We start from the raw sequence: 14,377 nt of genomic DNA, 5'->3' as shown, positions 1-14,377 counted from the left end.
TTCGGAGGAGAACGCCGACGATTGAAACGCAGCGTCGAGGAAAAGGGTCTCACGGGAGGAAAACGCAATGGCATTGGCATCGACCGCCGGCGGAACGAGCCGCGGCATGACGCGGGAAGAGAAGAAGGTCATCTTCGCTTCCTCGCTCGGCACCGTTTTCGAATGGTACGATTTCTATCTCTACGGCTCGTTGGCGGCTTTCATCGGCTCGACCTTTTTTGCTCCGACGATCCCTGAGGCGACACGCAACATCTTCGCGCTGCTGGCCTTTGCCGCCGGCTTCCTGGTGCGCCCTTTCGGCGCCCTTTTGTTCGGTCGTATCGGCGACCTCGTCGGCCGCAAATATACGTTCCTTGTCACCATGACGATCATGGGCCTGTCCACCTTCCTGGTCGGCCTGCTGCCGGGGTATGCCACCTTGGGCATCGCCGCTCCGGTGATCCTGATCATCCTTCGCATGCTGCAGGGCCTGGCGCTCGGCGGTGAATATGGTGGCGCGGCGACCTACGTCGCCGAGCACGCGCCCGACGACCGCCGAGGCTTCTATACGTCATGGATCCAGACGACGGCTACGCTCGGTCTGTTCCTGTCGCTGATCGTCATCCTGATCGTTCAGGGCTCGTTGAGCAAGGAAAGCTACGCTGCCTGGGGCTGGCGCATTCCGTTCATCGTTTCCTTCCTGCTGCTCGCCGTCTCGATCTGGATCCGGCTGTCGCTTTCTGAGTCGCCGACCTTCCAGAAGATGAAGGAAGAGGGCAAAGGCTCCAAGGCGCCGCTCTCCGAGGCTTTCGGTCAGTGGAAGAACGCCAAGATCGCGCTGCTGGCGCTGCTTGGCCTCACTGCCGGCCAGGCCGTCGTCTGGTACAACGGCCAGTTCTACGCACTGTTCTTCCTGCAGAACGTGCTGAAGGTCGATGCGCAGTCGGTCAACATCATGATCGCCATTGCGCTGGCCATCGGCTCGATCTTCTTCGTCGTGTTCGGCTGGCTGTCCGACAAGATCGGCCGCAAGCCGATCATCATGGCTGGCCTTGCGCTGGCAATTGTCTGCACCTTCCCGCTGTTCAAGGCGTTGACCTGGGCCGCCAATCCGGCGCTGGCCACGGCACAGCAGAACACCCGGGCAACGGTGACGGCCGCCCCCGGCGATTGCAGGTTCCAGTTCAATCCGGTCGGCACCGCCAAGTTCACGACGTCCTGCGACATCGCGACTTCGTTCTTGACCAAGAACTCGGTTCCCTACGACGTCGTCTCGACGGCCGCGGCCGGAACAGCCGCGTCGGTCAAGATCGGCAACGAGACCGTGGAGTCCTACGACGCCATCGCTGCCGGCGACCAGGCGAAGGCCAAGGACGCCGCCTTCGTCAAGGCCGTCAACATGTCCCTGCGGGATGGCGGTTATCCGCTGAAGCGCGCGGCAATCAAGGTTGCCGACCAGAAACTCGACGCCTTCATCGCCGCCAACCCTGAACTGAAGCTCGATGCTGCCGCCATCCGTGGCGGCGAAAAGACAGCGGTGCCGACCGAGCAGGCGGTCAAGGATAAGATCCTGACCACCGATGAGGCCGCGGGCGCGCCCGAGGTCACTGTCTACAACATACCGGGCGGTGGCGCCTTCGCCATGTTCGCGGATCCGGCAGCCGTCAACTGGCCGATGACGATCGGCATCCTGTTCATCCTGGTGCTGTTCGTCACCATGGTCTACGGGCCGATCGCGGCGATTCTGGTCGAGATGTTCCCGACCCGCATCCGCTATACCGGCATGTCGCTGCCCTACCATATCGGCAATGGCTGGTTCGGCGGCCTGCTGCCGGCAACTGTGTTCGCCCTCAGTGCCTACAAGGGCGACATCTACTACGGCCTCTGGTATCCGGTGGTGATCGCGGCGATGTCGCTCGTTATCGGCATGATCTTCGTCAAGGACACGCTTGGCACCGATCTGCACGCCAAGGAGTAGCCGACGGATCGTCCACCAACAAAAAAAGCCCGGCGTGAGCAATCACGCCGGGCTTTTTCGTATCCGAGACCTGAAGGGCTGGCTCAGCTCTTCCGCTGGTTTTCTTCCTCGACGGCCGCTTCGTGGTACCAGCCGTCAAAATCGGCGTGGGTGTTGCGCAGCGAGGCAAGCTCTGCCGCGAACTTGGCCTTTGCGCCTAAATTTGAGGCAGATTTGCGGGCTGCCAGAGGGAACATCAGGATCTTTGCCGACGGACGGGAGATGGTGACTTCCATAAGCGGCCTCCTTTCTTTCGCGGGAGCTTTTCGATTCAGCTTTATTGCAAGATAGGTTGTGCGATTCATTTAGGCAATATGCCTACGAAAAGATCATCTTTTGCATATTATTTGTGCATTTTGCATTGTTGATCGATCTCGATCCATCGATGAGGCGGCTCAGCAAATTCAACCGGGTACCGCCGCCATTTTGCCGCACCCGCCGGGACCCGAGTGGCACACGAATTGCATTTTAGTGATCCGGCAGGGCCGGCTGCTGACGGCAGACGCGTGTCGACGCCGTTCAGTGTTCGGTGATCAAGCAACGAGAGGCTAGAATGACGAAATACAAGCTCGAGTACATTTGGCTCGATGGTTACACCCCGGTCCCCAACCTTCGCGGCAAGACGCAGGTCAAGGAATTCGCCGAATTCCCGACGCTCGACCAGCTGCCGCTGTGGGGTTTCGATGGTTCCTCGACCATGCAGGCCGAAGGCCACAGCTCCGATTGCGTGCTGAAGCCGGTCGCGGTTTATCCGGACCCGACCCGCACCAACGGCGTGCTGGTCATGTGCGAAGTCATGATGCCCGACGGTGTGACGCCGCACGCCTCCAACAAGCGCGCCACCATTCTCGACGACGAGGGCGCCTGGTTCGGCTTCGAGCAGGAGTATTTCTTCTACAAGGACGGCCGTCCGCTCGGCTTCCCGGAGACCGGTTATCCCGCCCCGCAGGGCCCGTATTACACCGGTGTCGGCTACAAGAACGTCGGCGATGTCGCACGCCAGATCGTCGAGGAGCATCTCGACCTTTGCCTGGCGGCCGGCATCAACCATGAAGGCATCAACGCCGAAGTGGCCAAGGGCCAGTGGGAATTCCAGATCTTCGGCAAGGGCTCCAAGAAGGCCGCCGACCAGATGTGGATCGCCCGCTATCTGCTTCTGCGCCTGACCGAAAAATACCGCATCGACATCGAATTCCACTGCAAGCCGCTTGGCGACACCGATTGGAACGGCTCGGGCATGCATGCCAACTTCTCGACCGCTTATATGCGCGAAGTCGGCGGCAAGGCGTATTTCGAATCGCTGATGGCGCAGTTCGACAAGAACCTGATGGACCACATCGCCGTCTACGGCCCGGACAATGACAAGCGTCTGACCGGCAAGCACGAGACCGCGCCATGGAACAAGTTCAGCTACGGCATCGCCGACCGCGGTGCGTCGATCCGCGTGCCGCACTCCTTCGTCAAGAATGACTACAAGGGCTACCTGGAAGACCGCCGTCCGAATTCGCAGGGCGACCCCTACCAGATCGCTTCGCAGATCCTGAAGACGATCTCGCAGGTTGCGACCGACGCATCGGTTTCGGCTGCCGCCTGATTGTTTTCGCGGCGCGGACGCAAGATCTTCGCCGCACCAGAACTCGATGACGAAAAAGGCCCTGGCGAAAAACGCCAGGGCCTTTTTCGTAGTGCTTGCGGGGCGAGGCACGTCCGCCTTGGTCAGCGGGCGGCAGCTCCACGTGCTTTCAGCGCGGCGACAACCTTCGCATGGGGCAAAGCGGGGTTGCGGTTGCCGTCGCGGCCGATCATGTCGCTGTTGGCGATGAGGGCGTTGGGCACCGCCTCTTCGGGCGCCTGCACGACGGCTGCGTAAAAGTCGTCCATGCGCCCCATGCCGGATAGGCGTCGCCCTCCAACGTTCTGTCCTTGCGAGAACTCCGGCCGTTGCCGGGGTTCTTTTTGCCGTGCTGGCCCGGCGGGGTGAATTCCCCCAAAAAAAGTCAGGTTGAAAAGGACCGGGCAATTTCCTGTCACGGAGAGGCTTTGGCAGGCGCCTTTTGCCGTCACGAAGTGTCCAGCGTTTCCGAGTTCGTTGAAAAGCCCGGAAAACAGCCAGTTTCAGCTCGTCCGTAGACCAATGATCCCCTATATAAGCCACTGTTCATACACCGAAATCGGCGATTTATGCCTCGGGCTGGCGGCGTTGACAGATCACGCCGCGGCATGCGTATTCGGGACCTTGGGTTACGCCAAAGCGATGCTGTTCGAACGGGGCGGGGTTTCTTGAACGACGGCATTGGCGGGGGCGCCGGACGAGCGGGCATTGCAGCCTGAGGCAGTGTGCCGCTCGCTCCTGGCGACTTTTCCGCGCGGAAAGCCATCTGCCGCTCACCGCAAATGGGCCGCGATGGCCCGGTGTTACGACCGTGACCGACGTTGCCTGCCCTCGGCAAATACAGCTAACAAACGATCCCCACAAACCAAAAGCGGGTGGCCGCTGTCGCATGGCTGGTCACGCAGACCATCCGCGGACATCTGGTGACAGCAAAAAGCCCTTGAAGGGGGGAGATCCTTCAAGGGCTTTGCAAGTCTATGCGAACGAGATTTTAGACCGAGTAGTACATGTCGTATTCGACCGGATGCGGGGTCATTTCGAAGCGCATCACTTCGGCCATTTTCAGCTCGATGTAGCTGTCGATCTGGTCGTCGTCGAAGACGCCGCCGGCCTTCAGGAAGCCGCGGTCCTTGTCGAGGCTCTGCAGGGCTTCACGCAGCGATCCACAGACGGTCGGGATCTTTTTCAGTTCTTTCGGCGGCAGGTCGTAGAGATCCTTGTCCATCGGCTGGCCGGGATGGATCTTGTTCTTGATGCCGTCGAGACCGGCCATCAGCATGGCGGCGAAAGCGAGGTAGGGGTTCGCGCCCGGATCGGGGAAGCGGACCTCGACGCGCTTGGACTTCGGCGACGAGCCGAACGGGATGCGGCATGACGCCGAGCGGTTGCGCGCCGAATAGGCGAGCAACACCGGCGCTTCGTAGCCCGGCACCAGACGCTTGTAGGAATTGGTCAGCGGGTTGGTGAAGGCATTGATCGCCTTGGCGTGCTTGATGATGCCGCCGATGTAGAACAGGCAGCTTTCCGAAAGACCGGCGTACTCGTTGCCGGCGAAGGTCGGCTTGCCGCCCTTCCAGATCGACTGGTGGACGTGCATGCCCGAGCCATTGTCGCCGAAGATCGGCTTCGGCATGAAAGTGGCCGTCTTGCCGTAGGCGTTGGCGACCTGGTGCACGACATACTTGTAGATCAGCATCTTGTCGGCGTTGCGAACCAGCGTATCGAACTTGATGCCGAGTTCGTGCTGGGCAGCCGCGACCTCATGGTGATGCTTCTCGACGCGCACGCCCATTTCGGCGAGCACGGTCAGCATTTCGGAGCGCATGTCCTGCGCGCTGTCGATCGGAGGCACCGGGAAATAGCCGCCCTTGATGCGCGGGCGGTGGCCAAGGTTGCCGGTCTCGTAGTCGGTGTCGTCGTTCGACGGCAGTTCGGTGGAATCGAGCTTGAAGCCGGTGTTGTAGGGATCGGCCTTGTACTTGACGTCGTCGAACACGAAGAATTCGGCTTCCGGGCCGACATAGATGGTGTCGCCGATGCCTTCCGACTTCATGTAGGCCTCGGCCTTCTTGGCCGTGCCGCGCGGGTCGCGATTGTAGGATTCGCCCGAGACCGGATCGAGGATGTCGCACAGGATGACCATGGTCGACTGCGCGAAGAACGGATCCATGTGGACCGTGTCCGCATCGGGCATCAGCACCATGTCGGACTCGTTGATGGCTTTCCAGCCGGCAATCGAAGAGCCGTCGAACATCACGCCATCGGCGAACATGTCTTCTTCGACCTCGATGACATCCATCGTCACGTGTTGCAGCTTGCCCTTCGGGTCGGTGAAGCGCAGGTCAACGAATTTCACGTCGTTGTCCTTGATCTGCTTCATGATGTCTTTGGCTGTCGTCATGTCATGTATCCCTGTTTGATGACGTTTTTTGATGATGACGTTTGGGGAGGTGGTCGCGTCAGACGGCGTCCATGCCGGTTTCGCCGGTGCGGATGCGCACGACTTCCTCGATGTTGGAGACGAAGATCTTGCCGTCGCCGATACGGCCTGTCTGGGCCGCCTTGCGGATAGCCTCGATCGCGCCTTCGACGGCGTCGTCGCCAAGCACGACCTCGATCTTCACCTTGGGCAGGAAGTCGACGACATATTCGGCGCCGCGGTAGAGTTCGGTGTGGCCTTTCTGGCGTCCGAAGCCCTTGGCCTCGGTCACGGTGATGCCTTGCAGTCCGGCCTCCTGAAGCGCTTCCTTCACTTCGTCCAGCTTGAATGGCTTGATGATCGCTTCGATCTTTTTCATGTAAAAAGTGGCCTCCACTGCCAAAAAAACGGGTTGTGAGCCCCCGCTTGCGCCTCCATCAAGCACGAACTGTGCCAATCCGAGGGATTCGAAGCGGTCTCATGCGATTTCGAAGCCGCACCGCGCCGGGATGCAAATTCGCGTCATTCGCTGTACAGGATGCGGCACCGGCTTCCGGAACCTACACAGTGCCATCCGTCGTCGCAGCACAATAATTAGGCATGTCGCCCATCGCGTGGGCAATTTTTGCCTGTGATGCCTCTCATCCGAACAGTATGGCTGCCCTCGCGCAACCTCCTCCTTGTTTGCTTCGGATCGAAAAGTGGACAATGCTTGATCGAATGCGGATCGGCAATCCATGAGCGATGAACTTCTTACTCCCGCCGAAATGGCCGAAGCGGACCGGCTGACGATCGCCGCCGGTCCAGCCGACGGCATCGGCCTTATGCGTCGTGCCGGCGAGGCCGTCGCGGCCGAGGTTTTCAAGCGCCATCCGGCAGCGGTCCACGTCCACGTGCTGTGCGGTCCAGGCAACAATGGCGGTGATGGCTATGTCGTCGCTCGCATCCTGACCGGCAGCGGCGTCGCCGCGACGATCTGGGCAGCCGGCGCGCCGACGCCGCGAAGCGACGCAGCACTGGTAGCGGCGGAGTGCCCGATCAAGCCTCGGCCGCTATCCGGCTTCAAAGCCGAGCCCGGCTCGATCGTGGTCGACGCGCTGTACGGGGCAGGGCTGTCCAAGCCGCTGTCCGGCGATGCCGCCAGGGCGATCGATATCGCCACCGAGATGCATTTGCCCGTTATTGCCGTCGACCTGCCATCGGGCGTGTCCGGCGACAGCGGCAAGGTGCTCGGCAAGGCATTTGCCGCGGAAATCACCGTGACCTTCGCGCGCAGGAAGCCCGGCCATCTGCTCCTGCCTGGCCGGGAGCGATGCGGCGATATCGTGCTTGCCGATATCGGCATTGGCGACGAGATCATCGCACGGCTGCGGCCCAGGACGTTCGAGAACACACCGGCGCTTTGGTTGCGTGTTTTTCCCGTGCCGGCCATCGATGCGCATAAATACAAGCGCGGCCATGTCGGCGTCTTCTCCGGCGACCCAAGCGCCACCGGCGCGGCGCGGCTGTCGGCACTGGCCGCTGCGAGGAGCGGGGCGGGGGCTGTGACCGTGCTGTCGCCGGGTAACGCCATGCAGGTCAATGCGGCCCATCTGACCTCGATCATGCTTCGCAAGGCCGATGACGTCGCGGACATCGAAGAATTTGTCGGCGAACGCCGGCCGTCGGCCTTTGTCCTCGGACCCGGCTTTGGCGTCGGTCAGAAAACGCGGACCTTCGGGCTCGCGCTCCTTGCCTCCGGCCAAAAACAGGATGCTCCGGCCCAGGTCGATGGTCTTGTCTTTGACGCAGATGCGATCACCTCCTTTCGCGACGCGCCGGATGTCTTGTTCGAAGCTGCGCGCCGGAAAAACGCGCCGGCCTTGCTGATGACGCCGCATGACGGGGAGTTCGCCAGGCTGTTTCCGGACATCGCCGGCGACGATGCAACGTCCAAGCTCGACAAGGCGCGTGCGGCAGCCGCCAATGCCAATGCGGTCATCATCTACAAGGGCGCCGACACGGTGATCGCAGCGCCCGATGGCAGGGCGGCGATCAATGCCAACGGTGCGGCCTGGCTTGCCACCGCGGGGTCTGGCGACGTGCTGTCGGGCATATCAGCCGGTCTGCTGGCACAAGGCATGCCGGCGTTCGAGGCGGCCTGCGCGGCGGTGTGGATCCATGCCGAGGCCGGCAGCCGCCTCGGGCCTGGCCTGATCGCCGAGGACCTGCCGCAGGCGATGGTGACGGTGCTGCGCGAACTGGTCGCGGCCCGCAGCGGGCGCTGACTGGAATCCCAGCTCACAACGGAATGTTGTCGTGCTTCTTCCAGGGGTTCTGCATGTCCTTGTTGCGCAGCATCCGCAGCGCGCGCGCAATGCGGCGGCGGGTCGAGTGCGGCATGATCACCTCGTCGACATAGCCGCGCTCGGCGGCGACGAAAGGCGACAGGAAACGATCCTCGTAAGCCTTTGTATGGGCTGCGATCTTTTCAGCGTCACCGATGTCCTTGCGGTAGATGATTTCGACCGCGCCCCTGGCGCCCATGACCGCGATCTGCGCCGTCGGCCAGGCATAGTTCATGTCGCCGCGCAGGTGCTTTGAGGCCATGACGTCATAGGCGCCGCCATAGGCTTTGCGGGTGATCACGGTGATCTTGGGTACGGTGGCCTCGGCATAGGCGAACAAGAGCTTGGCGCCATGCTTGATCAACCCGCCATATTCCTGGGCAGTGCCGGGCAGGAAGCCCGGAACGTCGACGAAGGTGACGATCGGGATGGAAAAACAGTCGCAGAAGCGCACGAAACGTGCCGCCTTGCGGCTGGCATCGGAATCCAGAACGCCGGCAAGGACCATCGGCTGGTTGGCGACGAAGCCGACGGTGCGGCCCTCGACGCGTCCGAAGCCGGTGACGATGTTCTTGGCGAAGCTCTGCTGGATCTCGAAGAAGTCGCCCTCGTCGGCGACTTTCAGGATCAGTTCCTTGATGTCGTAGGGCTTGTTGGCGTTGTCGGGGATCAGCCGGTCGAGCGACAAATCGTGGTCGGTGACCGACTGATAGCATTCGATTTCGGGGAGTTCCGATGTGTTGGACGCCGGCAGGAGGTCGACCAGCCGGCGCATCTGCAAGAGCGCCTCGACGTCGTTGTCATAGGCGCCGTCGGCGATCGAGGATTTCGTCGTGTGGACCGAGGCGCCGCCGAGGCTCTCGGCGGTCACCGTCTCGTTGGTGACGGTCTTCACCACGTCCGGTCCGGTGACGAACATGTAGGAGGTGTCGCGCACCATGAAGATGAAGTCGGTCATGGCAGGCGAGTAGACGTCGCCGCCGGCGCACGGACCCATGATGACGGAAATCTGCGGAATGACGCCGGACGCCAGCACGTTGCGCTGGAAGATCTCGGCATAGCCGCCAAGGGCCGCCACGCCTTCCTGGATGCGCGCCCCGCCAGCATCGTAAAGGCCGATGATCGGCGCGCGGTTGCGCAGCGCCATCTCCTGCACCTTGATGACCTTCTCAGCATGGGCTTCCGACAGCGAGCCGCCGAACACGGTGAAATCCTTGGCGAAGAGGTAGACCGGACGGCCGTTGACCGTACCCCAGCCGGTGACGACGCCGTCGCCGGCGATCTTCGTCTTCTCCATGGCGAAATCGGTCGAGCGGTGCTCGACATACATGTCGAACTCCTCGAACGAGCCTTCGTCGAGAAAGACCTCGATGCGTTCGCGCGCGGTGAGCTTGCCCTTCTTGTGCTGCGCATCGATACGCGCCTGGCCACCGCCCATGCGGGCGATGTCGCGCCGCCGCTCGAGTTCCTTCAGCACGTCCTTCATAGTCGATCTCCCCGCGACGCCGGAAAATTCTTGGCAGGCATTCGCCAGATATGGCAGACTAATCTTATGAAGAACAACATAGAAATATCCGAGGATCTGAGCCGCCGGATCGACATGTTGGCCTCGCGCTCTTCGCTCACTCGCGGTCAGATCATCGAGGACGCCCTGTCGCACGGCCGTTCTTTGGCGTGGCAAGAAAAATGGATCGCCGGCGTTCAGGCCGGAATCGAGGCTGCCGACCGTGAGGACTTCGCGAGCGAAGAGGAGATTGCGGCTGTTCTGAACAAATTCAGCCAGGCTTAGAGGTCTGTGCGAATTGTCTGGACGCATCACTATCTGATCGAGCTTGCGTCAATTGGCGATTATATCGGCCAGCATAACCCGCGGGCTGCCGCGCGAATCGTCAACGACATTCATTCAAAGACGACCCGGTTGCTATCAGCCAACCCATTCATCGGGCGTATTGTTGAGATCAAAGGTACCGTGAGCTGGTGATTTCCGGCACACCCTACATCGTCGCCTACCGGGTGAAAGACACTCAAATTGAAGTTCTGTTCGTCCAGCATGGGGCGAGGGAGTGGCCGGATGACGCCTGATCTCGGCCATTCGGTCTGATCGATTTTGCTGCACCGCAACATCACGCCCCTTGCATTCCGGTGTGAACTCAGCCATATGCAGCGCATAGGCGCTTGGGCCGGGAGATTCCGGCCTTCTCGACAAATGAGACTGGTTGCGTCTGTTTTCCCTCTTTTTGGCTGATCGATCCCGATTGGTTGGCAAGGTGGCGAAAAAGCCCCGTGGCATGATGCCTGCGGGCGCGACAGCGCAGCCGAGTGGACGTTACCGTCCGCCCGCCTTGTCGTTTCATATCGAATTTTTCGACGGCAGGTTGCGCCCTGTCGCCATTGACGTTTGCGGCCAGAGGCCGCGTGAAAGAAGATTATTTTGACCAACGAAAACACATTGTCCGGTAAGGACACTGGGCCCGACACCGCGGAACTCTCCGGTTTCGCAGCGCTGGGAATTACAGGTGCGCTGCTCAAGGCCACCCACAATGCCGGCTTCACCGAACCGAAGCCGATCCAGATGCAGGCGATCCCGCCGCAGCTGGAAGGCCGCGATATATTCGGCATCGCCCAGACCGGCTCCGGCAAGACCGCTGCCTTTGCGCTGCCGATCCTGTCCAAGATCATCGCACTCGGCACCAAGCGGCGCGCCAAGACGACGCGCGCTCTGATCTTGGCGCCGACCCGCGAACTCGCGGTTCAGATCGAGGACACCATCAAGATCCTCGCCAAGGGCGCGCATGTCTCGACGGCACTCGTGCTGGGCGGCGTTTCGCGCTTCAGCCAGGTGAAGAAAGTTGCACCCGGCGTCGACATCCTGATTGCCACACCCGGCCGGTTGACCGACCTGGTGCGCGAGGGCGACCTCATCCTCTCCGACACCAAATGGCTGGTGCTCGACGAGGGCGACCGCATGCTCGACATGGGCTTCATCAACGACGTCAAGCGCATCGCCAAGGCGACCGCGCCTGACCGCCAGACGGCGCTGTTTTCGGCCACCATGCCGGACGAGATCGCCGAACTGGCCAAGGGCCTGTTGAAGAACCCTGTGCGTATCGAAGTCTCGCCGCAAAGCACCGCGGCCGCCGAGATCGTGCAGGGCGTCGTCTTCGCCCGCACCAAGCAGAAGCGCCAGGTGTTGTCGACGATGCTCGCCGATGCGGCGATGAAGTCCGTCATCATCTTTTCGCGCACCAAGCATGGCGCCGACCGGGTGACCAAGGACCTCGAGCGCGACGGCTTCAAGGCCGCCGTCATCCATGGCAACAAGTCGCAGAATGCCCGTCAGAAGGCGCTGAACGATTTTCGCGATGGATCGGTGCGCATCCTCGTTGCGACCGACATCGCGGCGCGCGGCATCGACGTTCCCGGCATCAGCCATGTCGTGAATTTCGACCTGCCGGACGAGGCTGAAAGCTACGTTCACCGCATCGGCCGCACCGGCCGCAACGGCATGGACGGCATTGCCATCACGCTTTGCGATCCGTCGGAAAACAGCAAGCTGCGTCAGGTCGAGCGCATCATCCGCACCAAGCTGCCTATCGTTGCCGACCATCTCGGCAGCCCCGATCCGCAGCGCAATCCGGCTGAAAAGAACGAGCGCTTCGAGCCCGCCAATGACCGCAACGACCGCAATGGCCGTCGCGACGGCAGGCGTCCAGGCGGCGAGAACAAGGGCAACGGCTTCGGCAAGAAGCGCTTCGGCGACAAGCCGGCCTTCGCCGGTGAACGCAAGCCGGAAGGCGCCAAGCCCTTCAAGGGCAACAACAAGCGCCGCTTCGGCGGCAAGCGTCCGGCGGCGCGGGCTGCCTAAACAGGCCGCCTCGCATCAGCCGAACCTTTGCATGGTCGGCTGACCAGCCAGCGACAGAAAAAAGGGCGACCGCGGTGATCTCGCGGTAGCCCTTTTTGTGTCTGGACAATCAGCTTACTTCACCACCGCTTCGAGCCAGACGGCGATCCTTTGCGCGAGGAAGGCCGTGGTCGACGGCGACAGCGCGTCGCCGGCGATGACATGGTTGTCCGGATCGCCGGTGTCGTCGACCGGCACCAGTTCGTGCGGCGCGCCCCATCGCCCGGCAATTTCGCGGGTGCGGTCGGGCCGCACCACCTTGTCTGAATCCGAAAAGATGAACAGCGCCGGGATGGTCGCTTTCTCGACTGGCGCGCCAAAGGCAAGTTCCGTCAGCGCCTGCATCGGCAGCGTCGCGGCGATCGGATATTTGGTGGTCCAGAATTTCCCGTGCAGGGCGTTGCGCGGCGCGAAGCTGCGTTCCTTGCCGGCGACAAGTTCGGCGATCTGTTTGCCCCATGGCATGGTGAGGATCTCGGCGCCGGATGCCTTCACACCGAAATTGGGCGAGATGAATGCAATGGCCACGATCCCGTCCGATGCTCCCGGCTGCGTTGCCGCCCACACCGCCAGCGAGCCGCCCGTCGAGGTGGCGATGACGACCACCTTGTCCCCGATCGCCCGGCCGATGGCGAGCGCCTCCTCATAGTCGTTGATCCAGGCGTTGACGCTGCCTTGCGTCATCGCCGCGCCGTCCTGCCCGTGGCCGGTGAGGCGGGTGTAGAACAGGTTGGCGTCGAGCTGATCGGCCACGTCGTCGGGCAGGGGGCGAACCTCGCCCTTCGATGCGGAGAAGCCGTGGATGTAGACGATCGACAGCGGCGTCTTGGCATGCACCATCGGGTTGGCCCAGACGATCTCCTTCTCCAGCCCATCGCGTATGCCCGGTATGGCGGCTTCTGTCCTGGCGACATAGGCTTGCGGATCGTCACCGATGACGGAAGGATCGAAGCGGATCGTGGTGTCGATGGGAACGCGTGGGCCGAGGACGAAGATCAATGCAAGGACGGCGATCAGGCCCAGCACGGCAAACACGATCCGTCGCCCCATAGCAGACTCCACGCAACAACAATGAACCTATGGCGATGGCCGTGAACAGGCAACGGCCGTTCAGGCAGCCAAACCATCAATCCTGTGGGCATCTATTCCTTCGGCGGCAGCTTGCGCTCGTAATGCAGCGGCCGCGCCTTCCAGCTGGTCGTCAGGCTGATCACCCACCGGGTTATCGGCCTCGGCAGCAGGGCGAGAAATTTCAGCGGCCAGCTCGTCCGATACGGGAAGGTGACTTCGAAGCCACCGGATTTGATGCCCCGCACCATGCGCCGCGTCGCGCGGTTGACAGGCATCAGGCCAGGCATCGGCAACATGTTCTTCTCGGTCAGCGGCGTGTCGACGAAGCCCGGATTGATGACCTGGACGCGAATGTTCATCTTGTCGAAATCATATTTCAACGACTCGGCCAGGATGTTGATCGCCGCCTTGGTGCCGCCATAGGCGGCCGTGGTCGGCCAGCCGAAATAGGCGGTGACGGAGCCGACCAGCACGACATGGCCGCGCGCCCTGATCCGCATGTAGTCAAGCACGGGCACCAGCCCATTGATGATGCCGAAATAGTTGACCTCGAAGGAACGGCGAAAATCGCGGACGACGAGCGCCTCTCCGGGCGTCGAGATGTAGTTTCCGGCATTGAAGATGGCGAGCACGATGGGACCGAGTTCCTTTTCGATCGCGGCAACCGTTCTTGCCATGCGCGGCTCATCGGTGACATCGCAAGGAAAGGCCGTGACGCTGCCGGGCATCTGCGCGGTCTCGACGATGAGCGTGTCGATCGGATGGTCGTCGAGCGCCGTTACCGCCACGGCATAGCCCTGGGACGCCAGATCCCTGGCCAGCGAACGGCCTATGCCGCTGCTGCCGCCGGTGACCCAGGCGACGCCGTGTTTCGGATCGGCCCGATAGAGTGTCATGCTGCGCCCTGTCGAGTTGTTGCCGTCTTGCTCTAGCGGCGAAGAAATCGAATGGAAAGAGTGCTTTTCAACGTCGGATGCAAATGAACTGTGCGATACCGATCCGGACTTGAGGGCATCCATGCACAACAGTGCTGGAAATGCGACTGGAC

At 61.8% G+C, this 14,377-nt stretch carries 14 protein-coding genes; 7 read left to right on the top strand and 7 right to left on the bottom strand.

The genetic code is table 11. The features are described 5' to 3' along the window. Positions 1-67 precede the first annotated feature (67 nt). Positions 68-1,957, top strand: coding sequence for an MFS transporter (locus tag LB568_RS23250; RefSeq protein WP_224731335.1), 1,890 nt, complete (start codon positions 68-70; stop codon positions 1,955-1,957). 83 nt (positions 1,958-2,040) lie between these two features. Here the strand turns inward: LB568_RS23250 and LB568_RS23245 are convergent, their stop codons facing one another. Further along, complete coding sequence (locus LB568_RS23245) at positions 2,041-2,232, bottom strand: DUF2735 domain-containing protein (protein ID WP_023768589.1); 192 nt, start codon at positions 2,230-2,232, stop codon at positions 2,041-2,043. Positions 2,233-2,549: 317 nt separating this feature from the next. On the opposite strand from LB568_RS23245, the gene LB568_RS23240 reads away from it, so the two are divergent. Beyond that, positions 2,550-3,590 (top strand): glutamine synthetase beta-grasp domain-containing protein, encoded by a 1,041-nt coding sequence (locus LB568_RS23240; protein WP_013895678.1) that lies wholly within the window; start codon positions 2,550-2,552, stop codon positions 3,588-3,590. 122 nt (positions 3,591-3,712) lie between these two features. Here the strand turns inward: LB568_RS23240 and LB568_RS23235 are convergent, their stop codons facing one another. The 3 genes from LB568_RS23235 to LB568_RS23225 all read right to left on the bottom strand — a co-directional run bounded on the left by LB568_RS23235 (position 3,713) and on the right by LB568_RS23225 (position 6,406). After that, a complete protein-coding gene (locus LB568_RS23235; RefSeq protein WP_210241457.1) occupies positions 3,713-3,877 on the bottom strand; it encodes a hypothetical protein in 165 nt (54 codons plus the stop codon). Positions 3,878-4,599: 722 nt separating this feature from the next. After that, positions 4,600-6,009: a type I glutamate--ammonia ligase gene (glnA, locus tag LB568_RS23230; RefSeq protein ID WP_023768587.1), complete on the bottom strand. Its 1,410-nt coding sequence runs from the start codon at positions 6,007-6,009 to the stop codon at positions 4,600-4,602. A 58-nt stretch (positions 6,010-6,067) separates the two neighbouring features. Then, complete coding sequence (locus LB568_RS23225; protein ID WP_006205430.1) at positions 6,068-6,406, bottom strand: P-II family nitrogen regulator; 339 nt, start codon at positions 6,404-6,406, stop codon at positions 6,068-6,070. A 358-nt stretch (positions 6,407-6,764) separates the two neighbouring features. On the opposite strand from LB568_RS23225, the gene LB568_RS23220 reads away from it, so the two are divergent. Continuing rightward, positions 6,765-8,294: an NAD(P)H-hydrate dehydratase gene (locus LB568_RS23220; RefSeq protein WP_224731334.1), complete on the top strand. Its 1,530-nt coding sequence runs from the start codon at positions 6,765-6,767 to the stop codon at positions 8,292-8,294. Positions 8,295-8,307: 13 nt separating this feature from the next. On the opposite strand, the gene LB568_RS23215 is transcribed toward LB568_RS23220, so the two are convergent. Further along, positions 8,308-9,840: an acyl-CoA carboxylase subunit beta gene (locus tag LB568_RS23215; protein WP_013895675.1), complete on the bottom strand. Its 1,533-nt coding sequence runs from the start codon at positions 9,838-9,840 to the stop codon at positions 8,308-8,310. A 66-nt stretch (positions 9,841-9,906) separates the two neighbouring features. On the opposite strand from LB568_RS23215, the gene LB568_RS23210 reads away from it, so the two are divergent. The 4 genes from LB568_RS23210 (at position 9,907) to LB568_RS23205 (ending at position 12,219) form a co-directional block, all read left to right on the top strand. Continuing rightward, positions 9,907-10,143 (top strand): transcriptional regulator, encoded by a 237-nt coding sequence (locus LB568_RS23210; protein ID WP_013895674.1) that lies wholly within the window; start codon positions 9,907-9,909, stop codon positions 10,141-10,143. A 6-nt stretch (positions 10,144-10,149) separates the two neighbouring features. After that, positions 10,150-10,335, top strand: a complete 186-nt coding sequence (locus LB568_RS33855; RefSeq protein ID WP_412033925.1) for a type II toxin-antitoxin system RelE/ParE family toxin — start codon at positions 10,150-10,152, stop codon at positions 10,333-10,335. Next, complete coding sequence (locus LB568_RS33850; protein ID WP_412033924.1) at positions 10,332-10,436, top strand: hypothetical protein; 105 nt, start codon at positions 10,332-10,334, stop codon at positions 10,434-10,436. Before LB568_RS33855 ends, LB568_RS33850 begins: the two co-directional genes overlap by 4 nt. A 349-nt stretch (positions 10,437-10,785) precedes the next feature. Next, positions 10,786-12,219, top strand: a complete 1,434-nt coding sequence (locus LB568_RS23205; RefSeq protein WP_023768583.1) for a DEAD/DEAH box helicase — start codon at positions 10,786-10,788, stop codon at positions 12,217-12,219. 114 nt (positions 12,220-12,333) lie between these two features. Here the strand turns inward: LB568_RS23205 and LB568_RS23200 are convergent, their stop codons facing one another. Together LB568_RS23200 and LB568_RS23195 are read right to left on the bottom strand one after the other, a co-directional pair. Beyond that, a complete protein-coding gene (locus LB568_RS23200; RefSeq protein ID WP_224731333.1) occupies positions 12,334-13,308 on the bottom strand; it encodes an alpha/beta hydrolase in 975 nt (324 codons plus the stop codon). Positions 13,309-13,400: 92 nt separating this feature from the next. Further along, entirely contained in the window at positions 13,401-14,225 is an 825-nt protein-coding gene (locus LB568_RS23195; RefSeq protein ID WP_224731332.1) for an SDR family oxidoreductase, read from the bottom strand. Positions 14,226-14,377: the final 152 nt, after the last annotated feature.

It is taken from the genome of Mesorhizobium sp. B263B2A (genome assembly GCF_020165775.1).
GTDB lineage: Bacteria > Pseudomonadota > Alphaproteobacteria > Rhizobiales > Rhizobiaceae > Mesorhizobium > Mesorhizobium opportunistum.
This window is presented reverse-complemented; position numbering and strand designations above follow the sequence as displayed.

Excerpts from the sequence above, each read along its gene's own strand:
- LB568_RS23240 (WP_013895678.1), top strand. The coding sequence starts at position 2,550 with ATGACGAAATACAAGCTCGAGTACATTTGGCTCGATGGTTACACCCCG.
- LB568_RS23210 (WP_013895674.1), top strand. The coding sequence starts at position 9,907 with ATGAAGAACAACATAGAAATATCCGAGGATCTGAGCCGCCGGATCGAC.
- LB568_RS23235 (WP_210241457.1), bottom strand. The coding sequence starts at position 3,877 with ATGGACGACTTTTACGCAGCCGTCGTGCAGGCGCCCGAAGAGGCGGTG.
- LB568_RS23225 (WP_006205430.1), bottom strand. The coding sequence starts at position 6,406 with ATGAAAAAGATCGAAGCGATCATCAAGCCATTCAAGCTGGACGAAGTG.
- LB568_RS23245 (WP_023768589.1), bottom strand. The coding sequence starts at position 2,232 with ATGGAAGTCACCATCTCCCGTCCGTCGGCAAAGATCCTGATGTTCCCT.
- LB568_RS23195 (WP_224731332.1), bottom strand. The coding sequence starts at position 14,225 with ATGACACTCTATCGGGCCGATCCGAAACACGGCGTCGCCTGGGTCACC.
- LB568_RS23250 (WP_224731335.1), top strand. The coding sequence starts at position 68 with ATGGCATTGGCATCGACCGCCGGCGGAACGAGCCGCGGCATGACGCGG.
- glnA (WP_023768587.1), bottom strand. The coding sequence starts at position 6,009 with ATGACGACAGCCAAAGACATCATGAAGCAGATCAAGGACAACGACGTG.
- LB568_RS23215 (WP_013895675.1), bottom strand. The coding sequence starts at position 9,840 with ATGAAGGACGTGCTGAAGGAACTCGAGCGGCGGCGCGACATCGCCCGC.
- LB568_RS23220 (WP_224731334.1), top strand. The coding sequence starts at position 6,765 with ATGAGCGATGAACTTCTTACTCCCGCCGAAATGGCCGAAGCGGACCGG.
- LB568_RS23200 (WP_224731333.1), bottom strand. The coding sequence starts at position 13,308 with ATGGGGCGACGGATCGTGTTTGCCGTGCTGGGCCTGATCGCCGTCCTT.